The following is a 24,719-nucleotide window of genomic DNA, read 5'->3' as shown; positions in this document are numbered from 1 at the left end:
GGGCTACTCGACGGACGCGGGGTCGACCGCGTCCTGGCTTGCGTCCGTCGGTGTCGCGTCCTCGGGCGCCCCACTGCCGGGGTTCGCCACGACCTCCCACAGGTGCCCGTCCGGGTCCTGGAAGAAGCCGGACCACATGCCCCACGGGCGCGTGTACGGCGGCTCGAGCATCGTGGCGCCGGCTGCCTGCGCCCGCTCGAGGAACGCCTCGGCCTCGGCCTGACTGCTCGTGAAGTGGCCGATCGTGCTGCTCGGTGCCGTGGCCAGCTGGACACCGGAGTCCTTCGTCATGTCGTCTCGGCCGTAGACGCTGACGATCAGCCCGTCGTCGAGGGTGAACATCGCCGTGGTGCCGCCGGCCTGCGTCTCGGTGGCGGGGTACTCGGTACCGATGACGCCACTGCCCTCGATGCCGAGCAGCGCGCGGTAGAACTCGGCCGATCGTGCAACGTCGGCGACGGCGAGGGTGATGGCGTGCATGCGCCGCACGCTACGCCGGGGCAGCTCGGCCCGTGTGACGCTGTCGGTCAGTCCCCGAGACCCAGGATGAGTCGGCGGAGCAGCCCGGCCAACTGGCCCTGCTCGTCGGCGGAGACCCCGGACAGGATGTCCCGCTCGGCGGCCAGCAGGTCCGCGATCGCCGCGTCCACCGCCACCCGGCCCTGGCTCGTCAGCGAGACGAGGATGCCGCGGCCGTCCTTCGGGTCGGTCCGTCGCCCCACGAAGCCGCGTGCCGCCAGACGGTCCACCCGGTTCGTCATCGTGCCGCTCGACACCAGGGTCTGCTGCAGCAGGGTCTTCGGGCTCAGTTCGTACGGCTCACCCGCACGTCGCAGGGCCGACAGGACGTCGAACTCCCACGGCTCCATGTCGCTCGCGTCGAACGCTGTCCGCCGGGCGCGGTCCAGGTGCCGGGCGAGCCGGTCCACGCGGGACAGCACCTCGAGCGGGCCGAAGTCCAGGTCGGCACGCTCACGACCCCACGCCGCGACGATGCGATCGACCTCGTCCTCATGCGGCATCCCACCATCTTGGCCGAACCCGGAGCGGACAGCCAGCCTCGTCGGTCGTGGGAGGATGGAGGAGCACCCCTCGGTGCGTTCCGCCTTGGTGTAATGGCAGCACGACGGCCTTTGGTGCCGTTAGGTCCGGGTTCGAATCCTGGAGGCGGAGCGGGGACCGCGCCGTTCACGTTGCTTCACCTCGACCGCGCAGACGCGAAGCCGTGAGGTCCGGGTTCGAATCCATATTGAGCCTTATCAGCGCCAGCTACTGACGCGGCGACGCGTAGCCGGCGACGTCCAGCCTTGGAGCAACGGTGGCGCGTGTAGATGTCAGGCCGCCCTTATGTAACGCAGGCGGAGCAGGGCGGATGGGCGTCGCCGGGCACGGCGACTGCTACTTGACAACTGCGGTGCAGGCGGAAGCGCAGCAGGGAGCGGCCTGCAACCGATGGAAGTCGAAGGCGATCACCTACGTGCAGCAGCACCAGACCGCCAATGCGCTCATCCTGACAGATTCAGTACCTCTCTGCCCCGTCGTCGCGCGGCCAGGTCAGATTTTGGAAGAGGCTACGGTCGCGGGAATGACGAAGGCCGCTGCCAGCGCGACCAACTCAGGTGCCTGGCGAAGGCTCCTCGCCTGCTTCCTGGACAGGGCGTAGTACCGTCTCATGCGGCTGTCCATTGGACGACTGCACCAGGACAACTTCTTCTCCTCGGACAACAATGACATCGAGATTCATTGAGCCAGCCCTCAGGGGCTGATTGTTTGGCCAAATCCAATTGGCGCCACCTTTGAAGTCGCCAAAGTCGGTGAGTAGAGAGTAGTTCTCCGCGAGAGCGAAGGTTCGCGTGTCAAAATCTTGCCCATAAAGGCCATCCTTGCTCACGGGATACGAGCCGTACTTTTCTCGGTTGTACTTTGGATCGAGCGTCGAGATGAAGGCTTTTTCGGCGTCAGCGATGACACGCCTGTGGCGTGCTGCATAAGCGTTTTCATCGTCCCGTGAGGAAAGAATGCTATCTTCTGACAGGATGCGAATCCCCATCTCCGCCGCGCTCAGCGCGAAGATTACCACTTCGTCTGTAACACGCGCACCCGCTGAAGGATACTCGTTTGAGAGAATCTCCTGCCGCCTTTCGTGTCCCTTCGCCAGCAATCGGTCAAACGTGGACGATTCCTTCGCAATACCAACATAGAGTAGCCTGTACCTGGCAAAGTCTCGCCACCGGTCGAAGTCGGTGATGGCAGGATGCTGCCGCGAGCGCTCCCATATGAGTCGCTCTGGAGTCAACCATGCGAGGACATCGTCAGGATCGTTCTCGCTGCAGATGAGAAGATGCCTCTCCGTGCAATAGATCTCGTAGTGAGTATCGCGAATCCCCTCAACCTCGAGGAAGCGGGCAACATCGATGGTCACCTGTTGCCGAGTGCCGCCCGTCTCGACTGAAAGCCGAATTGCCCGCCTATCGGTGGTCTGCACCAGACTCCAAGTAACCTCTGCGTGCATGCAGATCATGTAGAAGTCACTCGTCGAAAGAATCGCCTTGAAGGCGGCATCAGTTTTGAGGTGCTCGGCTTCCTGATTTGTCATCGGAGGAAATACAAAAGACAGTTGTACCCCAAGTCCACGATGTTCTCCCATGTTCTGCACATCGGGAAGCATAACGCCTGCTCAGGTCAGCAAACTGGGTCAGCTTCGGCAGCACAGCGAGTACTTCGTTCGACGAGACATCGGCATTCCCGCTTGAGCGTGCGAGGTCTCGTGGCGACTCGCAGGAATGGACGCGCAGGGTGTAGCAGTACAGGTGCTCTCACGGGCGCGCCCGGCACGCAGGGGCTCGATGCTGCCGACCTCGTTCTACTGAGCCGTCATGCGATTGACGAAACAGCTGCTGCGGCGGCCGCTGCGGACCGGCTGCGGGCGTTGGCGATCCTTCGGTTCGCTGACCCGCACCAAGCCACGATCCAACTGGAGCGCGGCCGGTTATGGGCTCGTCGGCGTGACGCAGCGCGGCCGGATCGGCGACGTGCTCATCGACGGTCCGCGCTGAAGGAGAATCGTATGCTGCGCCGAGGGTGATTGACTCCCCGCATCGCGTCGTCAAGGACCTAGGCTTGCGACGAGGAGGGCGTGGAGATGACGGCAGACGGGGGTTCGCCGCACTTGGCGGACGGTACAGACCTTGTTCGATGGGCTGACCAGCGATCGGCGCAGGCGGATCTTCCGCGCCTGGTCCGTCGGTTGATCCGTCATGAGAACGACCAAGTTCAGCGGGTCGAGATGCGCGGCGGAGAAGGCGTGGGTCTGCCGGGTTACGACGGCACCGTCGAAGCGACACGCGGAACGTCATTCGTGCCCGACGGTGCGAGTGTCTGGGAGATGGGGACGAACAAAGATCCCGCTTCGAAGGCAAGAAGTGACTACGAGGCGCGGACCGCCGACTCGCTCGGGGTAGACAAGTCGACCACGACGTTCGTATTTGTTACTCCGCGGCGCTGGCCGAGGAAGAGGGAGTGGGAGGAAGCGCGTCGCGCCGAAGGCGAGTGGCGAGACGTGCGAGTCCTCGACGCGGATGATCTCGAGCAGGCGCTTGAAGAATCTGCTGCAGTTCGGATCTGGCTGTCCGAGCTTCTCGATATGCCGGCGGGCGGGGTCGCGACGATTGAGGACTGGTGGCGTCGGTTCTCGGGCGGATTCGATCCGCGGCTGACCGCAAGCGTCGTCCTCGCCGGTCGAGAGGACAGGGCAGCAGAGCTGCTGAGGCGACTCGCCGTCGACGTGGGTCGCACCCTCATCCGAGCCGCAAGTGTGGACGATGGATTGGCCTTCGCTGCCTGCGCCATGATGGCGCAGGCCCCTGACGCTGCTGAGCCGATGCTCTCGCGATCGTTGTTGGTGCACGACGGAACATCGCTGCGACGGCTCGACAAGACCTCGAGTCTTCTGATTCTCCTTCCTTATGAGGAGCAACTACAGCGCGAGGCGAATCTCGTAGAGAATCACCACGTTGTGTTTGTGGTAACTGAGGGTGATGCGCACATCGAACTACCCCCGCATGATCACCTGGCGTTGCGTGCGGCTTTACGGGAAACGGGGGTTCCCGATGAGAACATCGATCGCTTTGTGCGCGCTGGCACGAAGAGCTTGCTCGCTCTTCAGCGCGTGGCCAGGCCCTTCGGACAAGTGGACCCCGATCAATGGGCATCTGACCTGGCGGCGCCGACGATAAGGCGGCTCTGGCTCGCGGGGGCGTGGAACCAGCATCGGAGTGGCGACGTGGAGGTCGTAGAGGCGCTTGCCGATGAGAGCCAGTCTCACCTGGCGGAGCTACTGGAAGGGCTGGCGCGTCAGGCCGATCCGATCTTCACCCGGGTTGGAGCAACTTGGGCCGTCGCTGCGCCCGAGGAATCCTGGCGCACAGCCCGCCTCAGCGTTCGTGAGGGCGACCTCGAAAGACTCGAAATTGCGGTGCAGACCGTTCTTGGTGCTGTTGACCCACGACTCGAACTGCCTCTCGAGGATCGCTGGAGCGCCGCGGTCTACGGCAAGACGCGAGTTCACTCAACCGATCTCCGGAGTGGCCTAGCAAGGTCCGTAGCGCTCCTTGGGAGCCGTGGAGACGAAGTCCGGCTCGCTGGAGGTCGTTCCGCGCGCCAGTGGGCTGAGCGAGTCGTCCGGAACCTCGTTGTCCGAGCGAACGAGGATGCATCGGCGCAGCTTTGGGCGTCGATGTCGGATGTCCTCCCGTTGCTCGCCGAGGCCGCGCCAGATGTATTTCTCCGAGCGGTTGCTGAAGCGACCGCTGGGCCTGCACCTTTAGCGCTGAGGTTCTTCCAGGATCAGACGGATGCTTGGCAAGCGAGCAGCCCGCACACGGGGCTGCTCTGGGGACTTGAGAGCGTGGCCTGGTCAAGTCGGCATGTGGGGTTCGCGGCAGAGGTGCTCGCTTCTCTCGCCGAGATCGACCCGGGCGGGAAGCTGAGCAACCGTCCCACGACGAGTCTCCATGGAGTATTCAGGCCATGGCTACCGCAGACGAGCGCGTCCGCGGAGACGCGCCTGCTTGTGCTCGACTCGCTCCTTCTTCGTCACGAGGCCGTCACCTGGGCGATCTTGCTGGATTTGCTTCCCCGGCCATCAGAAGTGGCAATGGAGTCTCACAAGCCGCGTTTCCGGGAGTGGGCGCGAGGGGCGAACAGAGAACTCAACTTGCCGGACATCTATAAGTCGGTCGAGGCTATTGCTGAGCGGGTCATACATGGGACGACCGGCAACCCGAAGCGCTGGGCCGAAGTCGTCGGCGTGTTTGATCGGTTGCCCGATCGCGCCAAGCGATCGGCAATTGAGGCACTCAGCACCCTCCGAAGGGAAGAGATCGACTCGTCTGAGTCCGTTCTACTTTGGGATGCGATCGAAGACTTCGTGCGCAAGCACCGTCAGTTCTCCGACTCTGAGTGGTCTCTAGCGGAAGAGTGGCTGGAGCCGCTCGCAGATGCGGCCGCTCGGCTCGCACCGTCTAGCGCGGCCGAGCGATACAAGTGGTTGTTCGACAGCTGGACGCCGGACATCGGCATTTCGATCGGCGACGGTTATGACGCTTACGAGCAAGAACTCGAGCGGCTTAGGGAAGACGCGGTCAGCCGCATCATCGAAGCCGAAGGCTTCCACCGACTGATGGATCTCTCCGCAAATGTAGCCATGCCGTCAGCGCTAGGCTTCGCGGCGGCTCGCGTCGATCGGAAGCACGATGACATTGCGCTTGACGAGTTGGACAGCGAAATTCAAGCCCGCGCAACATTCGCAGACGCGTTCGCGCGCGCCCGCTTTGACCGGGGGATGAGCGGAGTGGTCGCTTGGATGGAGAGGCTCGATGGGCGTCCTTTGGCGCAAGCGCGGTTGCTCCAGACAGTCGAGGATGTGAGCCAGGCGTGGGCGGCGCTGGCAGATCTTGACGACGCGGTCGACGCCGCGTACTGGGCAGAATTCGTCCCTTATGGCCGAGGAGCTGATTTCGGTCACACCAGTGAAGTCGCTCGCCAACTATTGCTCCACGGTCGCGTTGCCATGGCTGTGGACACCCTCAGTCTCTACGTCGAGAGGCTCGCGGTCGATGACGCTGAACGAATCGTGGTCGATGCACTGACGCAATACCGGCCCGGCGACCCAGAATCTGGACGCGTGTCAGAGCATGACGTCTCTCGGCTTCTCGAGTTCCTGCGCTCACGAAGTATCGATGAGAGAGAGGTGGCGCGTCTCGAATGGAAGTTCCTTCCTCTGCTTCACTTCGAAGGCGGGGCCACGTCGCTACAGCGACTCCTCGCGCAAGATCCTCAGTGGTTCGTTGAAATCCTAGAGCTGGCGTTTAAGCCGGCGACTCCGAGCGGTGACGACGAACCTCGAGAGGTCGACACGGCCCTCGCGTCAAATGCGTGGCGCTTGTTGCACGAGTGGCGCGTCGTGCCCGGCACGGACGCAAACGGGAATGTGAACGCGGCTGCGCTTAGAAGCTGGCTCGAGTCAGCGCGAGCGCTCCTCACAGAAAGTGACCGTCGCGACATTGGCGAGTCGCAGATTGGCGAGGTCTTGGCCCATTCCCCAACGGACCCGGACGGGACATTTCCTACGCGCGCCGTACGGGATGTGCTTGAGGTAGCGCCGAGTGATCAGATGGAGCGCGGATTTGTGGTCGGGGTGCACAACATGCGGGGGGTGACCTCAAGGGGAATGACTGATGGCGGCAAACAAGAGTTTGACCTGGCAGCTGAGTTCGAAGCCAGGGCCGATCTAATTGACGCTACACATCCGCGGACCGCTGGTGCGCTCCGAGAGATAGCGGATTCGTATCGCGACGAAGGACGTCGTAATGACGAAGAGGCTCGTCGTTTCCTCGAGGGGCTCGACTTTTAGCTAACGACAGAACCGAACATTCTAGACCGCGTAGCAGACCTCGCCCAAGTTCCAGCTACGGTCCGGTTCCTCTCCTGCGAGCCGCTGATAGCGGCGTTCCCAGACCTCCCCCTCAACTACATTGATTAGGTCATCGCTGGCGGTGAGTCAGGGCCGCGCCATCGCGAGATGCAGGCGGAGTGGGTGCGCGCCATCCGAGACCAGTGTCTGACCGCCAACGTCCCGTTCTTCTGAAAGCAGTGGGGCGGTCGCACGCCCAAGCAGAACGGTCGTGAGCTCGATGGTCGGTTGTGGGATGGGTACCCTCTTGCCTTCAGGCGCGGCGAACGCGGCGAGGTGCGGGCTTAGCTACCGCTGAGGTCCTGCTGCATCGAGCCGGGGCTCGACCTCGTGGAACAGATCCCGAAACCCGTGGAACGCCCGTTGTTGCTGGGATCCGCGATCCGCGCCACTGCTGGCCTGTGCGAATAGACCGAACACCTCTTATCGGTGCGGGTGGCTGAGCCGTTACGCGACGACGGCAGGCAGTGAGTGTGCTGACGCCGCCAGTCCGTCGCTGGGGATCTGAGAGCGCGTCATGTAATCTCAGGTTGTGCCCAATTCGTCCCTTCCGAACTTCAACGAACTCCACTTCGGGGAGATTGATGCAAGCCAGGAAGCATCAGAGACGCCCGAATTGTTGACGCAGGGGTACTACGACTTCCGTGAGGCGGCCTACGGGCTTCAGACAGGCGGTGTCTGGGTACTGCTCGGCCCGAAAGGCTCTGGGAAGTCCGCAGTGCTCGAGAACATCAGGCTCACCTGGCGAGATGATGCGCGGCGGTTCTTCAGTGCGTGGGACCTTGGTGGCTTCCCCGTGAACGATGTGACCCGCATACCAATGGGCCAGACCGCAGGAGCATCTCGCTCCCAGGCGGCATGGGAGTTCCTGCTCCTCTTGCACATCGTCGGATCGCTCGCCGAAGACCAAGGGTTGACTGCACCACCAGCCTTTGGTGCGATGGTCAAGGGTCTACGAAAGGAAGGTTTGCTCAGCGGCAGCTGGACGTCTCGAGTCGTCAATTGATCGTCCATGACGCTGAAGTTCGACGCGAAGATCTTCGGAGCGGAGCGTAGCTACGAGTCGGGTGTGATCACGCCGCTTGAGGCGAGTGCGCATATCAAGAACGTATTGAGCGAGGTGCGCACGGAGAGCCGGCACATAATCGCGCTGGATGGACTCGACTCCTTCTTCTTCGAAGCGGACGACGAGTGGACTTCGCTTGCAGGCCTCGTACAGGCCGTGTACTCGATAAACACTGAAATGGCGCAGCAACAGCAGCCCATCACCGTCGCCGCGGCGATGCGGTCCGACATAATAGACGTGCTACCTGGGCCTAATGTAAACAAGGTTAAATCCAAAGCGATCTACCTTGACTGGCACGCTCGTGGCATCGGAGCAAACAACCACCTCTGGCAGCTGCTCAGTAGTAAGGCGAGCGTCGCCCGTCCGGTCGTCCGCAACGTAGTCAACCAGTACTTTAAGGCTCCGATTGCGATCGGACCTCACACGGACCTTGCTGAGTACTTCTTAGATAACACGCGACTCCTTCCCCGGGACGCCGTTGCTCTCATGAGCTACGTTCAACGCTTCTATAAGGGAAACAAGGGCGTCACTCAGCAGGCGGACGTAAATGCAGTACGCGCCTACGCCGAGGAGTACTTCGTCGGTGAGATCTTTGATAACCTGGCGGGTATTCTGCCATCATCACGGGCCAGAGAGATCGCTTCTTTCAAGGAGGCACTGCGAACCGCGCCGAAGCGGTTCTTTACGTTCGATTACCTGAGAACCGAGCTGGACGGCGAACTTGACCCGGCTGATATCAAGAAGCTCCTCAAACAGATGTTTGAAGTCGGCGGTATCGCAGTACGCAACGGGGGGTACACGGACTTTGTCTTTCGGCGGGTGTCTGGGGCGGGGTTCAGTACTCGGTACGAGTTCCTACTCCACGACGCCCTGACTCGCGCGTGGAACCGTCCATGGCGCTGACTAGGCGGATAAAGCAGATCTAATGCAGGGGGGGGGGCTCCGCACGGGGCCCGATCACCGGGAGCGGTGGTCAAGGCCCGGGGGCTGGTCGTTGCTCCAGCGCTTCCATCAGCATGATGGCTGAGATGAACGCGCTGAACATGTAATCGAGAAATTCATCGCCGTAGTCGATCTGCTGATCCGCACGGCGATGACGTATTCCGAACTGGTTCGCGATCCTAAAGAGATCGGCTTCGTCCTTCTTCAGGACCGCTTTGACAGCACCCCTTCGATGCTCGAGGGCACCGGCAAGCAATGCCAGCGCCGATTTCTTTTGCGTGACAGTGGCACCTCGCGCTCGGAAGCTCCGGATACCGTGTGCTACTTCGTCGGTTGTATCTTCAATCCCGGCAGCAGCTCGGTTGTCCACCGCGACATCCAACGGCGTACCTAGGCGATGCAGCAGACGACCTCGCTCAACGCCGTGGCGGCCGAGCTGCAGCCCTGTCTTGTGCCGGTCGAGGAGCTCGTTCACACGCCATCGGTACACTGCACCGCCAGACTCGGCGCTGTGCAGGTCAAAGTGCGGTCCGCAGTCGCCGTAGTCGTGGATGTAGCCCGTTACCCTCGGCCTTTGGGCGTGGTCGTGAAAGTACTCAATCAGGGACAGGAGCAGTGGTTCGTCCCATTGCTCGCCGTCCGCCGCTGCCCCGTCCCAACTGAATGGCATGTGAATCGCTCGTCGGACCCGTTCGTTGACCTCGTACCAGTTCGTGTTGTTGTCAACGCAGTAGCGTGGCAGGGCGACTGGGAAGTACCCCTGGTCTTGCATGTCAGTAAGTAACGTCGCGAATTGCACGCCGAGGCTATCGAAAGGGTTGTCGGGTGAGGTCGTGTGGCCCTCCCGTTCGGCGTAGTACTGCGGTGACACGAACGGTAGGAGTCTCGATTCGTCAGCAGCGAGGTGTCGGAGCCACTCTCGCGAACGATCGACCCCAGTCGGTACCCCCCAAATGTCTGGGGGCGTTGTCATGCGGTCCCGGAACGAGTCGACGACCGCTGCGTCCTCGAACGCTTCCTCAAGAAGGCGGACGATTCCACCTGTGACTTCGGCTTCGGGTAGTCGGCCGACGCGTCGAGCTTCCCAACGGAACAGGTCCTTCGGCCATACCAGGAAAAAGCGAGCGTCCGACATGATCATCAGCATAAGAGGGGAAAGCAGCAGGACGGCAGCGCCGGAGCCGCGGAGCCGCCGTGTGAAGCAGCGTGGGTCCGACGACGACGCGGGCATGGTTATGGAGCTGAGCCGCGACCTGACGCGCGATGTGGGGCTAGGTGCCGCTGCATCCGCGTCTACGATCGGTGCGGCCTTCCGGCGCTTCAACTCGCGTAACGGCGGCCGAGGCAGCTCCTCGATCGTCAGGTCGTCGTCGGCGCAGGGAACGTCGACAAAAGAGTCTCGGCCGTGGCGAGCGGAGTGTCCTCGGTCTGCGCAATGATCGGAACATGGGGAATCCACACGTCTTCCAGGTCGCGCAAGAAGCTGGCGTCGACGCGATCACCGCCCTGAGGGTGCTGCGGGAGTTGGGATCGACAATCAGCGCGCCGGAGCAGCGGATCGACGAGGAGACCGCTACCAGGCTCCGACGTGCACTCGGGTCACGACCTTTGTCGGAGCCGGGGATCGCGCCGCAGCCAGCAGCATCATCATCGACGCCGCCCACCCATGAGCTAGCGCGTCCAGTGAAGACGCCCCCAGTGAAGAAAGTGGGGGCTAAGCCGCGGGGTGTTGTGCGGCCAATGCCGCGCAATGTCATGTTGGCCGAGCGTGACGCGGCGATCCGAGACATGATCCCGGGCTTCTACGACGAGCTCCTTAGCAGCAGCGTGGCGATCGAGGAGCCCGTGGTCATCTTCCACGAGGTCGTTCAAGACCCGGAATACGGCCTCTGCACATTGCGGGGCGAACGTTGGTCGCCTCCGGCGGGCAGCGGTGTCAGTCGTACGAGGTTGGTCGAGCCGCTGCGGCTGCTCGACCGTCGGTATCGCGAACGGGGATTGATCCCAGGGAACGTGTTCGTCGTCATCGATGTGCGGTCACAACATGCCTGGTTCCACCAGTCCTTGAAGGCCGCGCGGAAGAACACGCAGGGGCCGTTCCTTCATGCGAGCACTCTGGCCGAGATCCCGGTGACGATGCGCCCGCTCGGTGGTCCGCCGGCGCGCCTCGCGCGTCGAGGGCAGACGTTCGTACCGACGGATGTGCCACATCTGGTGCGCAGCGTGAGCGCACCGCGAGACAGGCCGGAGGAGTCGTTCCTGCTCCACGAGGAGTTGCTGCAGCTCGCCGTTGACAGCCTGGACGGTGACGAGCAGCTCGACCCCGTGCCGGTGCACATCAATGGGCTTTGGGTCTTCGCCCGACCGGTGATCATGCACCGCCCTGACGGGACAGAGCGGCACGTCCGAGCGGTCTGGTATCGACAAGGCGAAGTCGTCTGGCGGATGCGCACCTTCGCTGCAGGACGCGGGAACGACGCCAAGGAGGTTGGAGACCGACTCTCCGGCCGATTGCCGTTCGTACCTGTCTGGGACGAGACCCGACCAGAGCAAAAGCTCCTGGCGGCCGTCTGGGCGCTCATGGCGCAGGGGGACGTGACCGAATCGGATCGGCAGGTCGGCGCCCAAGGCGGCCGCGACGGTGCCAGGGCGGGCGATCTGGTGGTGGTTCGTGTGAAGGCGGGAACTGATCATGCCCAGGTATACCGGCACGACGACCCAAGCAACCTCGAGGACCGGCCAGCCTGGAGCGTGCGCGGCCACTGGCGACACCAGCCGTACCCGTCGCTCGGTCGGGACGAGGCCGGGAACGTGCTCACGAAGATGATCTGGATCGCCTCATACGTGAAGGGCAACGCTGCTGGCGAGCTGCCCACTGACAAGGTCATCACCGTTCGCCCCTGATTGGTTGCGCTGCAGGTCAGACGCGAGCCGTTTGCCCTATTTGTATGAGGCCATGACGTTGGGGACGCCGGCGCGGAGGCGGTTGCCATTTTTGCGCGGAACCTTCACCCCGCGAGCATGGTGTTTTCCGGACGAGTCTCGGCGCCGCGGCTGGCTTCGTACTCACGGGTCTTGACGCTGGGGCTGTCGTTGGTGTCGGCGCAGTCTGCTGCATCTACGTGCGCAGTGGGCAGCCGCGATCGACAGAACGGGGCGGGCCGGGGGCCCGTTGAACAGATCCCCGAAACCCGTGGAACGCCCGTCGTTACAGGGATCGGGGATCCGCGCCACTACTGGCATCCGAGAATAGACGGAACACCGCTTCTCGGCGTCGAAGCAGCCACGCGACGACGACGTGTTGCGCGACTTCGTGGTCCGTTTCGGCGCGGTCCTGCCGCAGGTCGACAGCGCTCCGTCGAAGCACTGACGGAACCGAACCGGTCAGTCGCTCGTCACCACGAGCTCGGCGCGTAGTCCTTCAGGAAGACACCGAACACGTCCTCGCCCGCTTCACCCCGGACGATCGGGTCGTAGACACGGGCTGCCCCGTCGACCAGATCGAGCGGCGCGTGGAAGCCCTCTTCGGCGAGCCGGACCTTCGTGGGGTGCGGCCGTTCGTCGGTGATCCACCCGGTGTCGACGCTCGTCATCAGGATGTTGTCCGTCTCGAACATCTCCTGCGCACTCGTGCGGGTGAGCATGTTCACGGCGGCCTTCGCCATGTTCGTGTGCGGGTGACCCGGCCCCTTGTACGCGCGGCCGAACACCCCTTCCATGGCGCTGACGTTCACCACGTAGGTGCGGCGTCCCGTGCTCGCGGCCATCGCGGGGCGGAGCTTCGAGATCAGGATGAACGGCGCGGTGGTGTTGGCCAGCTGGACCTCGAGCATCTCGAGCGGGTCGACCTCGTCGACCTGCTGGGTCCACGAGTTCTCGTCGTGCAGGTCGGGGACCAGGCCACCGGCGTCGATGGCGGTGCCCAGGGCGAGCCGTTCGAGCGAGCTCGATCCCGGCGCCATCGCCTGCTCGGTCAGCTCGTCGGCGCGGGCTGCGGCGGCCGCGAGGATCGGGTGCGCGGCAACTGAACGGGCGAGCGCCAGCGGGTGCTGGTCGTTCGTGTGCCCGAAGGTCACGAGTTCGGGCAGCGGTCCGTCGGGCAGCGGCGCGAGTTCCGCGTCGACGAGCGGCTGGTAGGCGCCGGTCGACCGGCGCACGGTCTGCGTGGCGTTGTTGATCAGGATGTCGAGGGGGCCGGAGGCGGCCACGTCCTCGGCGAGCCCGATCACTTGGGCGGGGTCGCGCAGGTCGATGCCGACGACCTTCAGGCGGTCCATCCAGTCGGCGGAGTCGGGCAGGCTCGCGAACCGGCGCACCGCGTCGCGGGGGAACCGCGTGGTGATGGTGGTGTGGGCCCCGTCGCGCAGGAGCCGGAGCGCGATGTACATGCCGATCTTCGCGCGGCCACCGGTGAGCAGCGCCCGCTTGCCGGTCAGGTCCGTCCGGGCGTCGCGCTTCGCGTGGCTCATGCGGGCGCACGCCGGGCAGAGCTGGTGGTAGAACGCGTCGACGACCGTGTAGTGCTGCTTGCACATGTAGCAGGGGCGCGACTTCAGCAGCGTGCCCGCGGTGGTCGACGCGGTCGAGGCGCTGATCGGGACGCCGCGGGTCTCGTCGTCGATCCGGTCGGCGGCCCCGGTGGCGGTGGCGGCGATCACCCGGCGGTCGGCCTCGGCGATGACGCCGCGCTTCTCGAGCCGGTGCGCACGCTTGACGGCCTTGAACATCTTCGCGGTGGCCTGGCGCACCCGGATGAAGTCCGGGTGCGTCTCGTCGATCGACGGCAGCTGCTCGAGCACCCGGAGCGCGACGGTCAGGTCGTCGGGGTCGATGCCGCTGGGTTCGGGGTGCTCGGAGCTCACACGCGATCCTACGTCGGGAGGCAGCGTCGATCAGACGAGCTGCCGCTCCATGCACACGCTCGTCGGGTCGTCGACGTACGGGCCGAACCGGGGGATGTCCGCGTACCCGGCCTTCCGGTAGAGCGCGATGGCCGCGGCCTGCGGCAGGCCGGTCTCGAGCCGGACGGTCCCGATGCCGACCGCGCGGGCACGGTCGTGCAGGGCGTCGAGCAGCCGCGTCCCCACGCCGAGCCCACGCGCGGCGTCGCTCACGAACATGCGCTTGACCTCGCCGGTGCCGTCGCCGGCGTCGACGAGCGCCACCGTGCCGAGGGCGGTGCCGTCCTCACGCGCCACCAGGAACGCGACGTCGGGCTGGTCCAGGTCGTCGACGTCCAGGGCGTGGTAGTTCTCGGCCGGGTAGAGGCTCAGTCCGTAGTCGTCGCCCTGCTGCAGCAGGTGCAGGACGTCGTCCTGCCGGGGGCTCTCGATCCGCACGGTCAGCACCGTCACACAGTAGCGAGGACGACGAGAACAGTGAGCAGACGAGGCACCCGGCCCACGGCGATCAGGCCAGGAGTCCCTCGCTGACCTCCCACAGCCGGCGCGCGTCGCCGGCGTCGAGCATGGCCGAGTTCGCGTTCGACGGGATGCGGTCCGCGGTGAGGGGCAGGACCCGGTCGTCGATCACGGCGACGTCGCTGTCCTTCAGGTAGACCCCGCCGACGCCGTCGAGCAGCAGGCTCGCGGCACCGAACACGAGCGTGGCTGCGCCCTGCTCGACGGTCTTCTTGCCGACCTCGGGGTCGATGACGGTCACCCCGTGGTCGTCGACCAGTCCCTGCTCCCGGTACGAAGCGATCTGCGAGGCGTCGTGCGGGCCGGGTCCGATGATGACGCCCGGGTGCGCGGCGAAGGCACGGATGCCTTGGCCGGCGTACCGGCGGTCGAGCTCCACCGTGAACAGGACGTTGGCGCGCTTCGACTGCCCGTACGCGGTGACCGGGTCGTACCCGTGGGTGAACGTCAGGTCGTCCCACCGGATCTGCCCGAACCGCGCCGCACCGGAGGTGACGGTCAGGACCCGCGCACCACGGGCCTCCAGGAGGGCGGGGAGGAGCGCCCGCGTGAGCTGGAAGTGCCCGAGGTGCGTCGTCGAGAACGCCAGTTCGTTGCCGCGGCCGTCGAGCCGGCGGTCCGGGGTGAAGAGCATCGCAGCACTGTTCACGAGCATGTGCAGCGGGCGGCTGGAGGCCGACCAGCGCGCGGCGAAGGCGTCGACCGACGACGGGTCGGTGAGGTCGAGGGCCTCGACGCGGATGCCCGGGATGTGGGCGACTGCTGCGGATGCCCGGTCGACGTCACGGGAGGCGACGGTGACGTCGGCGCCGGCCGCCGCGAGGGCGCGGCTGGTCTCGCGGCCGAGGCGGCTGTGGCCGCCGGTCACGACGACGTTCCGGCCGGTCAGGTCGACGCCGTGCAGGACGTCGGCGGCGGTGGACGCGGCGGTGAAGCCGCTGGGCAGGGGGTGCTGGTCGGTGATCACGAGTGGTGCTCCTTCGATTCGATGTGGCCGGCGGCGGTGGCAGGGCCGACGGCGTCGGCGATCGCCGACCACGCGTCGGGGTCGAGGCCGAGCGCGGTCCGGAGGAACGCCGTCGTGGTCTGGCGGACGAGGTCCACACGCTCGGGGCTCTCGTCGGTGGTGGCGGTCGACTCGTAGTCCTGGATCCCGCCGAGCAGGTGCTCGCCGCCGTGGAGTGTCACCAGGTGCCGCGCGCCGGGGCTCAGGTGGTAGACGTCGGTGAACCAGTCCGGGCCTCGCGTCGAGAGCTGGGACTGGTCGTGGTCGCCGGCGACGACGAGTGACGGGGTGTGCAGCTGGCTGAAGTCGGGGCTCATGAACGCGAAGTGCTCCTGCGCGAACGGCACGAGGTCGCCGCGCGCGATCCCGGTGGTGGACAGCAGGACCCCGGCGCGCACGCGGTGGTCGGTCCGGTCCTCGCCCGGCTGTCCGTCGGCGTCCAGGACGCGGGCCCCGAGCAGCATGCCCACGGACTGTCCGCCCCACGAGTGTCCGACCGCGGCGAGGCGTGCGGTGTCGACGCGCCCGCTCAGGCCGGGGACCGCGTCGATGATCTGGTCGAGGTCGTCGAGCACGCGCTCGAGGTCGTCGACCCGCGTCCGCCAGATGGTCGGGTAGCGCGGGTCGTCGAGCGTCAGCCCGTAGGACTTCGCGTCGAGGAACGTCGGTTGGACGACGACGAAGCCGTTCGCGGTCCAGTGGTCGACCAGGGGGTCGCCGCCGGTCATGGACTGGCCGAAGCCGTGGGCGAAGACGATGACGGGCAGGTCCGTGCCGGTCGTCGGTGCCGTGATCCGGACCTCGAGGTCCTGACCGCGCGAGGGTGCGGGGAGTGTGACGGGGCGCACGCTGATGACCTGTGGTCGGGGTGCTGTGGGTGCCATGGGGGCCTTTCCGGGATGCCGTGTCGCCCGCGGACGGAGCGACTGTCGTCCGAAACGGAGCGACGTTCCGGAACGATACGGAACAGCGATCCGGATTGCAAGGGGAAGCGGAGCGCTGTTCCGCATCGCGTCGGTGTCGTGCGATGATCGAGGCATGAGCACCCCGTCGACCGACCCCGCGCCGCGTCGCCGTCGCGACGTGGAGCGCAACGAGCGCACGATCCTCGACGCCGCTGCCGGGGTCTTCGCCGCCTCGGGCGTCGGTGCACCGGTGCGCGAGGTCGCCACCGCCGCTGGGGTCGGAGTGGGCACGCTCTACCGGCACTTCCCGACCCGTTCGGACCTGGTCGTCGCCGTCTACCGGCACCAGATCGAGGCCCTGGTCGACGCGGGGCCGGCGCTGCTCGGCTCGGAGCCGACACCGTTCGCCGCCCTGCTGCGCTGGGTGCACCAGTTCGTCGACTTCCTCGGCACCAAGCACGGTCTGGCGCGCGTCTGGGAGGGCGACGCCGACGGCTTCACGGCGCTGCACACCCTGTTCGTCGACGAGCTCGTGCCCGTGCTCGGCCGACTGCTCGACGCCGCGCGGGCGTCCGGCGAGGTGGCCGCACCGACCCCGCCGTACCAGCTGCTCCGGGCCGTCGGTGACCTGGTGGCGTGGAGTCCCCAGGACCCCGACTACGACGTCCGGACGATCGTGACCCTCCTGGTCACCGGGCTGCGGCAGGCGCAGCCGACGGTGACCGACAGCGCGTAGCCGGCCACGTGCACCGGTCGCGACCGGCACCGGACTGGAGGCGCGGTGCGGGCCCGTCACGGGCCTCCCGTCCGGCATCGTGACCGTCTCGGGCCGTACCAGCGCCGTCGGAGCGCCCCGCTCAGCGTCGGCCCGGCTCCGCGGGGTCGTGCTCGGTGTCCTCGTGCTCCGGCAGCACGTCGACGTCGGTGACCGTGTACCCGAGGGGCACCTGGCCCAGCGCGAGCAGGAGCGCCGTCCGCCGGTCGTCGTGCTCGGTCTCGATCACCCGCCGCTCGGTCGGCACGACGACGAGCCGGACCCGGTGCGTCACGGGTGCCCCCAAGCTGCGGTGCCGCGCAGGCGTCGCCCGGTGCGCTGACCACGTCGCCGACGCAGCAGCAGGTGCCGCACCGCGAGCAGGTGCGGGAACTCGACGAGCATCCCGACCACGATCGCCGTGGTGACCAGGGGCTGGTGGGGGAGCGCGGCGCTCGTCAGCCCGATCATCAGGGGCGCGTTGCGGGCCGCCGTCGTCATCGCGAGCAGTGCTGTCCTCGGGTACGACAGGGCGGCGAGGCGTGACGCGGACTCGGCGGCGACGTACATGACGGCGAAGAACACCACTGCGCACCCCAGCACGGCGACGAACACCGGCAGGTTCGCCAGCAGCAGCCGGATGTGCGAGGCGAAGAGGCCGGCGACCATCGCCCCGACGATCCACGGGATCGCCCGGCCGGGCAGCGCCGCGGCGCGGGCTCGAGTGCCGGTCGGCAGCAGTGCGATGCCGAGGCGGATCGCCACGGCGATCGCGACGGGCAGGACGAACCACTGCAGCAGGGTGCCGACGGTTCCCACGGCATCGATGCCGGCGTTGCCGCCGAGGACCGTGATCCACACCGGGAACAGGAGCAGCTGGGTGACCATGTTGATCGGCAGCAGGGTCGCGCCCACGGCGGTGTCACCGTCGCTCAGGCGGGTGAACGCCAGGAACCAGTCGGTGCAGGGCGCCAGGAAGTACAGCATCACGCCGAGTTGGACGGCCGGGTGGCCGGGCAGGGCCACGCGGGTCAGCAGGAAGGCGACGAGCGGGGCGAGCAGGAAGTTCATGCTCCAGGCGATGCCGATGACCTTCCACGCGCCCGGTGTCCGGGGCAGGCGGTGGAGCGGGACGTCGACGAACAGGGCGACGACCAGGGTGATCACCAGCAGGTCCACCACGGAGCCCATGGCGTCACCGCTCGACGGCGAGACGCCGCCGATCACCGACCCGAGCAAGATGGCACCGCCGACGATCGCGGGGGTGGCCCAGAGTCGTGCACCGGCGGGGCGGGCGGGCCGCTGTGCCGGCATCAGCACGCGCATTCGACACCGCAGCAGCTCAGGTCGTCGGTGAGCATCCCGGCGTCGTCCCACTCCTGCAGCGCACCGCAGTCACGTCCGGCCCGTTCGCCGATGACGCGGGCGACGTGGGCGAACCGCTGCCGGAACTTGTACACGAAGCAGAACTGCAGCCCACCGTGCCGGAGCGCTGTGCCGGCCAGGAACAGCCCGGGCGTGGTGGTCGACTCGTCGTCCTCGGTGAGCAGCGGCCAGCCGTCCGCGCGGGTGTCGAACAGGCTCGCGGCCGGCCCGAGCCCCGGCCCGTACCCGGTGGCGAGGATCGGCGGTGCGTCCGCCACCAGGGCCGTTCGTCCGGCGACCCCGACGGAGAAACCGTCGCCGGACCGCTTGATGCCGGTGACCTGGCCGTCGTCGACCAGGGTGAGGCGTCCGCTGGCCCGCGCGACGGCGAGCCGCTGGCGGGTCCGCGGGGCGAGTCGGAACGACGGGTCCGATCCGCTGCCGGCGTCCCAGGGGTGGGACGGGTCGACGACCGTCACCGTCGCCCCCTGTTCGACGTGGTGGCACGCCAGGTCGATACCGGACTCGAACCCGCCCACGACCACCACGTGCCCGGGCCGTGCCACCCAGGCTGCCTCGGCGGAGGCGTGTACTCCGAGCGACGTACCGGCGCAGCGGGGCAGGGTCGGGTCCGAGAACTCGCCGCCGGCCCAGACCACGTTCCGGGCGACGACGGGGCCGCGGCTGGTGGCCACGCGGAAGCCGTCGTCGTCCGGCTCGATGTCCTCGACCTCGGTGTCCGGCAGGGTCGGCAGGTGGAAGGCGGCGACGACGCCACGCAGGTACCGGGCGTACTCCGGCCCCGACGGGTAGTCCGTCGCCAGGCTGTAGGCGGGTGAGGTGCGCGGGTGGACCGCGTTGAGGTCGGTGGAGCCGAACCCGTTGCCGGTGAAGGACGGTGTCAGGAACCGCTGGTGCTCCGGCCATCGCTGGAACGTGTCCCCGACGACGCCGCGGTCGACGACGCCGAACAGCAGGCCGTCGACGGCGTGGAGCGCCAGGCCGGTGCCGATGCCGGCCGGTCCGGCTCCGACCACGAGGGCATCGAGGGTCTCGGTGGGGTGTGGTGCTGGCATGGGGTCGGTCTTCCCAGCAGCTGTGGCTGCGTCGGTGGAACGGCCACCGTGCGGTGGCCGATGCGCACCATCTTAGTGAGAACCGTTATCAACATGCCATCGTGGCATCAGCCGACGGGCGACGAGTACAGCACCGCCAGGGTCGCCACCAGCCCGACGACCACGATGCCGAGGTCGATGACGGCCAGGGTGACGAGTCGGGCCCGTTTCGGCCGGACGGCGGCTCGCACCACGACCATCGTCACGAACAACAGGGCCACGAGCACCAGGGCGGGCCAGCCGATCGCCGGCGCCCGGATCGCCATGAGCACCATCACGGCGGCGACGATCACGGCCGTGACGGCGCCCCACACGAGCCAGTTCGAGCCCGAGGCCGTGCGGAGCGCGGGCTGGTCGCCGACGCGGGTGGGATCGGGGCGGCGGGGCTGTTCGTCGGACACGAGCCGGACGGTACGCGGCGGACCCTGCCCGTGCCCGCAGCCGCTCGGACACGAGAGGATGGGGTGTGCACACCGCCGCGACCATCCTCGACGCCGTCGTCGCCCACGTCGACGCGACGGGGTTCGCCGCACACGGCATCCACGTGCGCACGCGGACCGGGGCGACGGACACCGACGACGTCGCCGAGCACCGCTGGACCCCCGACGTCCGACGCGAGGTCCGCTCCGTCGCCAAGGGCGTCTGCGTCCTGGCCGCCGGCATCGCCGCCGACGACGGCCTGGTCGACGTCGACGAACCGATCGCCGGGTACCTGACCGGCACCGGCCTCGCCCTCGGCGACGGCGTCGACCGGGTCACCCTCCGCCACCTGCTCACCATGACCAGCGGGATCGACATGCCCTGGTCGGCGACCGAGCTGACGGACTGGCCGGACCTGGCTGCCGAGTTCCTGCGGCGACCGTCCCGCGGCCGGGTGTTCCAGTACGCGAACGCCAGCACCTACACCGCGATGCGCGTGCTCGAGACCCGGGTCGGCGACGTCGGTGCGTTCGTCTCCGAGCGGCTGTTCGTGCCGCTCGGCATCCAGGACGTCGATTGGCAACGCTGCCCGAACGGGTTCGTCGCCGGCGGTGAGGGGCTGGCGCTCCGCACCGAGGAAATCGCCCGCCTCGGACGCCTGATCCGCAACCGCGGGATGGTCGACGGACAGCGGATCGTCAGCGCGCGGTGGTGCGACGCGATGCACACCGACTGGGTCGAGCGCGAGGGCACCGGCCCCGGCTACGAGCGGTACGCCATGGCCGGGTGGGGTGGCCCCGGGCGGCTCTGGCGGCTGCACGGTGCGTACGGCCAGATGCTCCTGTTCGACCAGACCGAGGGCGACACCGGCACCGGCACCGTCGTCACCGTCACCGCCGACGACCACCCCGGCGCCGACGCGCTCGCCGCCTTCGTCGCCGACGAGCTGTCCCGGCAGGTCCCCCGCCCCTAGCGGTTCCGACGGCCCGACCTGCACGTCCGAGCGCGCCCGGCGTGGGAGGATCGGTCAGTGCAGCAGCAACCCGTCGCGATCATCATCGCGGCCATGAGCGAAGAGGTCTCGGCCTTCGCCGACCTCTTCGGCGGTGTCCCCGTGCTCGACGGCCCCGTCGGTGGCCACGACCCGCACCAGCTGCTCGACATCGGCGGCGCCACGGTCGTCGTGCGCCGCAGCGGCATCGGTTTCACGAACGCCACGGCCGCGGTCGCCCACGGCTTCCACGACTTCGGCCCGGGCATCCCGGTGATCAGCGTCGGGACCGCCGGCGGGCTCATGCACGGTGTCGCCATCGGTGACGTCCTGGTCGGTGACCGGTACGTCAACCTCAACGCCGACGCCACGGCGTTCGGCTACGCCCTGGGCCAGGTCCCCGGCATGCCGACCGGCTACGCGCCGGACGCCCGGCTCGTCGAGCTCGCCATGGGGGCCGACATCGCGTGGCCACTGCGGCCGGCGACGATCGGGTCCAGCGAGGTCTTCGTCACCGAGGGCCGCGCCCGCACTCTCCGGGTCGCGTTCCCCGAGGTGGCCGCGGTCGACATGGAGTCGGCGGCGATCGCGCAGTTCGCCCACGTGCACGACATGCCGTTCGTGTCGGTCCGGTGCATCAGCGACCTCTGCGCGCCGGACGGTGCCGAGTTCCGTGAGCACCTGGACGACGCCGCGGCGCGCGCAGCGCGCGTGGTCCACGATCTGGTGCTCGGCCTGCGTTCCTGAGCCGACCCGGGCACCGGTCTGGAGGCGCGACTCGCCCCCGCCGGTCTGCCGGCGGTGATCCGGGCCTCCCGTCCGTCCCCGTGGGTCGCGTGAGCCGCGTTCCGCGGCCATCCCGCGGGCGGAACTGCGTTCGACGGACGTTCCGGGACGGATCGCGAACCCGGGTGGAAACCGCTCGTTAGCCTCCATCTCGGGGGGCCGAGGAACCACGGTTAATCACACAGGGAGATCAGCCATGAGCGCCTACACGAGCGACGAGAGCGTCGAACCAGCACGCATCACCACCTTCAAGCGCGTCCGCAAGCAGTGGCGTCGGACGGGTGAGGTCGGCTACACGCACAGCGGCAGCGACTTCTTCCGCGACGACGCGCCGGAAGCGGTCCAGCGGTAACCAGCGGCAGCGACGAAGTGCCCGTCAGGAGCGATCCTGGCGGGCACTTCTGCGTCAGCGACCGAGCTGGTCCCGCAGGTACGGCGCGGTCCGGCTGGTGGTCGAAGCGGCGACCTCGGCTGGCGTGCCGGAGGCGACCACCTGGCCACCCTCGACACCGCCGGACGGGCCCATGTCGATGACGTGGTCGGCACTCGCGACGACGTCCATCGCGTGCTCCACCACGACGACGGTGTTGCCCGTGTCGGTCAGGCGGGCGAGCTGGGCGGTCAGCAGCTCGACGTCGGCCGGGTGCAAGCCGGTGGTGGGCTCGTCGAGCAGGTACAGGGTGTGCCCGGTCCGCGCGCGCTGCAGTTCGGTCGCGAGCTTGATGCGCTGCGCCTCGCCGCCGGACAGCTCCGGGGCGGGCTGACCGAGGCGCAGGTAGCCGAGCCCGACCTCGCGCAGGGTCTCGAGTCCGCGCCCGGCTGCGGGCAGCGGCGCCAGGAACGGCGCCGCTTCGTCGACGGTCATGCCGAGGACGTCGGCGATGGACGCCCCGTTCCACCGGACCTCGAGCGTCTCGGCGGTGTACCGGGAGCCGTGGCACTCGGGGCACGGGGCCCAGCTGCCGGGCAGGAAGAGCAGTTCGACGGACACCGACCCTTCGCCCTGGCAGACCTCGCACCGGCCGCCGGCGACGTTGAACGAGAACCGTCCGGCGCCCCAGCCGCGGGCCTTGGCTTCGTCGGTCTGGGCGAAGGCGGCCCGGACCGCGTCGAACAGGCCCGTGTAGGTGGCCAGGTTCGAGCGGGGTGTGCGGCCGATCGGCTTCTGGTCGACCTGCACGACCCGGTCGACGATCGGGTGCGACGTGGCGACCCCGGGCAGGACACCACCCACGAGCGACGACTTGCCCGAGCCACTCACCCCGGTGACCGCGGTCATGACACCGAGCGGCAGGTCGACGTCGAGCCCCCGCAGGTTGTGCAGGGTGAGGTCACGGAGCTCGAGCGTGCCGATCGGGGCGCGGACGGCGCGATCCACGGTCGGCTGCCGGGGTTCCAGGAAGCGGCGGGTGACCGAGGCCTCGACCTCGGCCAGGCCGGCGACCGGTCCGCTGTACAGGACCGTGCCACCGCCGCTGCCCGCCCGGGGGCCGACGTCGACGATCCAGTCGGCTCGGCGCACGATGCTCATGTCGTGCTCGACGACGAAGACACTGTTGCCGCCGGCGCGCAGGTCGTCGAGGACGTCGACGAGCGACTCGGCGTCGGCGGGGTGCAGTCCGGCACTCGGTTCGTCGAGCACGTAGACGACGCCGAACAGGCCGGAGCGCAGCTGCGTCGCGATCCGCAGTCGCTGGCTCTCACCGGGGGAGAGCGTCGGCGTGGCGCGGTCGAGCGCGAGGTAGCCGAGCCCCAGGCCGACCAGGACGTCGACGCGGGTCAGCAGGTCGCGGGAGATCGCCACGGCGACCTCGGTGTGCTCGCCGGACGACGCCCGTGACGTCGCCGCTGCCGCGTCGGTGATGCTGGCGATCGGGCGCAGGACGTCGGCCAGGCCGGTCAGCGGCAGGGCGTTCAGCTCGGCGATCGAGTGGCCGCCGATCGTGACCGCGAGAGCCGCACGGGTCAGACCCGTTCCGCCGCACAGCCCGCACGGGCCGGACTCGACGAACTGCAGCACCTTCTTGCGCTGCGTCTCGCTCTGCGAGTCGGCGAGGGTGTGCAGCACGAACTGGCGGGCGCTCCAGAACCGGCCCTTGTAGGGCTTCGCCACGCGGTCGCGCTTCGGCTGCACCTGCACGACGGGCTGTTCCTCGGTGAAGAGCAGCCAGTCACGGTCCTCACGCGACAGCTCACGCCACGGGCGCTCGATGTCGTAGCCGAGCACCGCGGTGACGTCCCGCAGGTTCTTGCCCTGCCACGCACCGGGCCACGCGGTGATCGCACCGTCGCGGATGCTCAACGACGGATCGTGCACGGCCGAGGCCTCGGTGACCTCGTGCGCGGTCCCGATGCCGTGGCACCGGGGGCAGGCTCCGGCGACGGTGTTCGGCGAGAAGGAGTCCGACTCGAGCCGGTCCGCGCCGGACGGGTAGGTACCGGCGCGCGAGTAGAGCATGCGCATCGAGTTCGACAGCGTGGTCATGGTGCCCACGGTGGAGCGGGAACTCGGGGCGCCGCGACGCTGCTGCAGGGCGACGGCGGGCGGGAGTCCGGTGATCGAGTCGACGTGCGGGGTCGAGCCCTGCGCGATCAGGCGCCGTGCGTACGGGGCCACGGACTCCAGGAACCGGCGCTGGGCCTCGGCGAAGACGGTGCCGAAGGCGAGCGAGGACTTGCCGGACCCGGAGACGCCGGTGAACGCGACGATCCGGTCGCGGGGGATGTCCACGTCGACGTCGCGCAGGTTGTTCTCGCGGGCACCACGGACGCGGATGAAGTCGTCCGGCCCGGGTCGGTCGTCGGTCTTGGTCGAGCGAGGAGCGGGCATTCGCTCGATCGTAGGCTCGGCCACTGGGAGAAGCAGTGCCGCCGGCGGAACCGGGAACGACGAAGAGCCGCTCCGCCCTGATCGGCGGAGCGACTCTCCGTGTCGTGCGTGGTGCTGGTGTTGCGGTGGTGCGGGGGTGTTACTTG

Annotated in this window: 23 protein-coding genes and 1 tRNA gene; 11 read left to right on the top strand and 13 right to left on the bottom strand. The window is 67.6% G+C overall.

Annotated features, from left to right (window positions below; all coding sequences use genetic code 11):
• Positions 1-3: 3 nt before the first annotated feature.
• Both H489_RS0118410 and H489_RS23710 read right to left on the bottom strand, forming a co-directional pair.
• Positions 4-480, bottom strand: a complete 477-nt coding sequence (locus tag H489_RS0118410) for a VOC family protein (RefSeq protein WP_152427166.1) — start codon at positions 478-480, stop codon at positions 4-6.
• A gap of 47 nt (positions 481-527) precedes the next feature.
• Positions 528-1,022, bottom strand: a complete 495-nt coding sequence (locus H489_RS23710; RefSeq protein WP_017886164.1) for a MarR family winged helix-turn-helix transcriptional regulator — start codon at positions 1,020-1,022, stop codon at positions 528-530.
• A 79-nt stretch (positions 1,023-1,101) separates the two neighbouring features.
• Between H489_RS23710 and H489_RS23705 the strand changes: the two genes are divergently transcribed.
• A tRNA-Gln gene (locus H489_RS23705) sits at positions 1,102-1,173 on the top strand.
• A 442-nt stretch (positions 1,174-1,615) separates the two neighbouring features.
• Here the strand turns inward: H489_RS23705 and H489_RS37620 are convergent.
• Positions 1,616-2,656: a hypothetical protein gene (locus H489_RS37620; RefSeq protein ID WP_152427165.1), complete on the bottom strand. Its 1,041-nt coding sequence runs from the start codon at positions 2,654-2,656 to the stop codon at positions 1,616-1,618.
• Positions 2,657-2,876: 220 nt separating this feature from the next.
• Here H489_RS37620 and H489_RS37615 point away from each other — a divergent pair, with 220 nt between their 5' ends.
• The 5 genes from H489_RS37615 to H489_RS23690 all read left to right on the top strand — a co-directional run bounded on the left by H489_RS37615 (position 2,877) and on the right by H489_RS23690 (position 8,942).
• Positions 2,877-3,056 (top strand): hypothetical protein, encoded by a 180-nt coding sequence (locus H489_RS37615; RefSeq protein ID WP_152427164.1) that lies wholly within the window; start codon positions 2,877-2,879, stop codon positions 3,054-3,056.
• An 80-nt stretch (positions 3,057-3,136) separates the two neighbouring features.
• On the top strand, positions 3,137-6,913 hold the full coding sequence (locus H489_RS23695) for a hypothetical protein (protein ID WP_152427163.1): 3,777 nt from the start codon (positions 3,137-3,139) through the stop codon (positions 6,911-6,913).
• Positions 6,914-7,045: 132 nt separating this feature from the next.
• Positions 7,046-7,147: a DUF5131 family protein gene (locus tag H489_RS38725; RefSeq protein ID WP_268743725.1), complete on the top strand. Its 102-nt coding sequence runs from the start codon at positions 7,046-7,048 to the stop codon at positions 7,145-7,147.
• A gap of 358 nt (positions 7,148-7,505) precedes the next feature.
• Positions 7,506-7,979, top strand: coding sequence for a hypothetical protein (locus H489_RS37610; protein ID WP_152427162.1), 474 nt, complete (start codon positions 7,506-7,508; stop codon positions 7,977-7,979).
• A 6-nt stretch (positions 7,980-7,985) separates the two neighbouring features.
• Positions 7,986-8,942, top strand: a complete 957-nt coding sequence (locus H489_RS23690) for a P-loop ATPase, Sll1717 family (protein ID WP_017886160.1) — start codon at positions 7,986-7,988, stop codon at positions 8,940-8,942.
• A gap of 70 nt (positions 8,943-9,012) precedes the next feature.
• Here the strand turns inward: H489_RS23690 and H489_RS0118400 are convergent, their stop codons facing one another.
• The gene (locus H489_RS0118400; protein WP_152427161.1) at positions 9,013-10,116 is read right to left on the bottom strand and encodes a hypothetical protein; all 1,104 of its coding nucleotides are present in this window, start codon (positions 10,114-10,116) and stop codon (positions 9,013-9,015) included.
• A gap of 311 nt (positions 10,117-10,427) precedes the next feature.
• On the opposite strand from H489_RS0118400, the gene H489_RS23685 reads away from it, so the two are divergent.
• Positions 10,428-11,885 carry a hypothetical protein gene (locus H489_RS23685; protein ID WP_152427160.1) on the top strand — a complete coding sequence of 486 codons (1,458 nt, stop codon included), beginning with the start codon at positions 10,428-10,430 and terminating at the stop codon, positions 11,883-11,885.
• Positions 11,886-12,376: 491 nt separating this feature from the next.
• Here the strand turns inward: H489_RS23685 and H489_RS23680 are convergent, their stop codons facing one another.
• The 4 genes from H489_RS23680 to H489_RS23665 all read right to left on the bottom strand — a co-directional run bounded on the left by H489_RS23680 (position 12,377) and on the right by H489_RS23665 (position 16,291).
• Positions 12,377-13,843, bottom strand: a complete 1,467-nt coding sequence (locus H489_RS23680; RefSeq protein ID WP_017886157.1) for an SDR family oxidoreductase — start codon at positions 13,841-13,843, stop codon at positions 12,377-12,379.
• Between the two features lie 30 nt (positions 13,844-13,873).
• The gene (locus tag H489_RS23675) at positions 13,874-14,329 is read right to left on the bottom strand and encodes a GNAT family N-acetyltransferase (RefSeq protein ID WP_152427159.1); all 456 of its coding nucleotides are present in this window, start codon (positions 14,327-14,329) and stop codon (positions 13,874-13,876) included.
• Between the two features lie 61 nt (positions 14,330-14,390).
• Positions 14,391-15,368 carry an SDR family NAD(P)-dependent oxidoreductase gene (locus tag H489_RS23670; protein ID WP_017886155.1) on the bottom strand — a complete coding sequence of 326 codons (978 nt, stop codon included), beginning with the start codon at positions 15,366-15,368 and terminating at the stop codon, positions 14,391-14,393.
• The gene (locus H489_RS23665; protein WP_040419100.1) at positions 15,365-16,291 is read right to left on the bottom strand and encodes an alpha/beta hydrolase family protein; all 927 of its coding nucleotides are present in this window, start codon (positions 16,289-16,291) and stop codon (positions 15,365-15,367) included. The genes H489_RS23670 and H489_RS23665 overlap by 4 nt, the downstream gene beginning before the upstream one ends.
• A 154-nt stretch (positions 16,292-16,445) precedes the next feature.
• Here H489_RS23665 and H489_RS23660 point away from each other — a divergent pair, with 154 nt between their 5' ends.
• The gene (locus H489_RS23660; protein WP_017886153.1) at positions 16,446-17,048 is read left to right on the top strand and encodes a TetR/AcrR family transcriptional regulator; all 603 of its coding nucleotides are present in this window, start codon (positions 16,446-16,448) and stop codon (positions 17,046-17,048) included.
• 121 nt (positions 17,049-17,169) lie between these two features.
• Here the strand turns inward: H489_RS23660 and H489_RS23655 are convergent, their stop codons facing one another.
• From H489_RS23655 to H489_RS23640, 4 genes are all read right to left on the bottom strand, one after another.
• Entirely contained in the window at positions 17,170-17,361 is a 192-nt protein-coding gene (locus H489_RS23655; protein ID WP_017886152.1) for a hypothetical protein, read from the bottom strand.
• Positions 17,358-18,380 carry an arsenic resistance protein gene (locus H489_RS23650; RefSeq protein ID WP_162243005.1) on the bottom strand — a complete coding sequence of 341 codons (1,023 nt, stop codon included), beginning with the start codon at positions 18,378-18,380 and terminating at the stop codon, positions 17,358-17,360. Before H489_RS23650 ends, H489_RS23655 begins: the two co-directional genes overlap by 4 nt.
• Positions 18,380-19,507, bottom strand: a complete 1,128-nt coding sequence (locus H489_RS23645; RefSeq protein WP_031259274.1) for an NAD(P)/FAD-dependent oxidoreductase — start codon at positions 19,505-19,507, stop codon at positions 18,380-18,382. Before H489_RS23645 ends, H489_RS23650 begins: the two co-directional genes overlap by 1 nt.
• Positions 19,508-19,614: 107 nt before the next feature.
• Positions 19,615-19,947 carry a hypothetical protein gene (locus H489_RS23640; RefSeq protein ID WP_017886149.1) on the bottom strand — a complete coding sequence of 111 codons (333 nt, stop codon included), beginning with the start codon at positions 19,945-19,947 and terminating at the stop codon, positions 19,615-19,617.
• Between the two features lie 65 nt (positions 19,948-20,012).
• Here H489_RS23640 and H489_RS23635 point away from each other — a divergent pair, with 65 nt between their 5' ends.
• From H489_RS23635 to H489_RS38065, 3 genes are all read left to right on the top strand, one after another.
• Entirely contained in the window at positions 20,013-20,939 is a 927-nt protein-coding gene (locus H489_RS23635) for a serine hydrolase domain-containing protein (RefSeq protein WP_017886148.1), read from the top strand.
• A gap of 57 nt (positions 20,940-20,996) precedes the next feature.
• The gene (gene mtnN / locus H489_RS23630; protein ID WP_017886147.1) at positions 20,997-21,704 is read left to right on the top strand and encodes a 5'-methylthioadenosine/S-adenosylhomocysteine nucleosidase; all 708 of its coding nucleotides are present in this window, start codon (positions 20,997-20,999) and stop codon (positions 21,702-21,704) included.
• Positions 21,705-21,939: 235 nt separating this feature from the next.
• Positions 21,940-22,095, top strand: coding sequence for a hypothetical protein (locus H489_RS38065; protein WP_017886146.1), 156 nt, complete (start codon positions 21,940-21,942; stop codon positions 22,093-22,095).
• A 54-nt stretch (positions 22,096-22,149) separates the two neighbouring features.
• Here the strand turns inward: H489_RS38065 and H489_RS23625 are convergent, their stop codons facing one another.
• Positions 22,150-24,573 carry an excinuclease ABC subunit UvrA gene (locus H489_RS23625; RefSeq protein ID WP_017886145.1) on the bottom strand — a complete coding sequence of 808 codons (2,424 nt, stop codon included), beginning with the start codon at positions 24,571-24,573 and terminating at the stop codon, positions 22,150-22,152.
• Between the last annotated feature and the right edge of the window lie 146 nt (positions 24,574-24,719).

It is taken from the genome of Curtobacterium flaccumfaciens UCD-AKU (assembly GCF_000349565.1).
Taxonomy (GTDB): domain Bacteria; phylum Actinomycetota; class Actinomycetes; order Actinomycetales; family Microbacteriaceae; genus Curtobacterium; species Curtobacterium poinsettiae.
Note: the sequence above shows the minus strand (reverse complement) of the source record. Positions and strands in the feature narration are given on the sequence as shown.

What these genes read in the sequence shown, in the direction of transcription:
- H489_RS0118410 (WP_152427166.1), bottom strand. Translation starts at nt 480, where the DNA reads ATGCACGCCATCACCCTCGCCGTCGCCGACGTTGCACGATCGGCCGAG.
- H489_RS23710 (WP_017886164.1), bottom strand. Translation starts at nt 1,022, where the DNA reads ATGCCGCATGAGGACGAGGTCGATCGCATCGTCGCGGCGTGGGGTCGT.
- H489_RS37615 (WP_152427164.1), top strand. Translation starts at nt 2,877, where the DNA reads ATGCGATTGACGAAACAGCTGCTGCGGCGGCCGCTGCGGACCGGCTGC.
- H489_RS23690 (WP_017886160.1), top strand. Translation starts at nt 7,986, where the DNA reads ATGACGCTGAAGTTCGACGCGAAGATCTTCGGAGCGGAGCGTAGCTAC.
- H489_RS0118400 (WP_152427161.1), bottom strand. Translation starts at nt 10,116, where the DNA reads ATGTCGGACGCTCGCTTTTTCCTGGTATGGCCGAAGGACCTGTTCCGT.
- H489_RS23685 (WP_152427160.1), top strand. Translation starts at nt 10,428, where the DNA reads ATGGGGAATCCACACGTCTTCCAGGTCGCGCAAGAAGCTGGCGTCGAC.
- H489_RS23665 (WP_040419100.1), bottom strand. Translation starts at nt 16,291, where the DNA reads ATGGCACCCACAGCACCCCGACCACAGGTCATCAGCGTGCGCCCCGTC.
- H489_RS23660 (WP_017886153.1), top strand. Translation starts at nt 16,446, where the DNA reads ATGAGCACCCCGTCGACCGACCCCGCGCCGCGTCGCCGTCGCGACGTG.
- H489_RS23650 (WP_162243005.1), bottom strand. Translation starts at nt 18,380, where the DNA reads ATGCCGGCACAGCGGCCCGCCCGCCCCGCCGGTGCACGACTCTGGGCC.
- H489_RS23645 (WP_031259274.1), bottom strand. Translation starts at nt 19,507, where the DNA reads ATGCCAGCACCACACCCCACCGAGACCCTCGATGCCCTCGTGGTCGGA.
- H489_RS38065 (WP_017886146.1), top strand. Translation starts at nt 21,940, where the DNA reads ATGAGCGCCTACACGAGCGACGAGAGCGTCGAACCAGCACGCATCACC.
- H489_RS23625 (WP_017886145.1), bottom strand. Translation starts at nt 24,573, where the DNA reads ATGCCCGCTCCTCGCTCGACCAAGACCGACGACCGACCCGGGCCGGAC.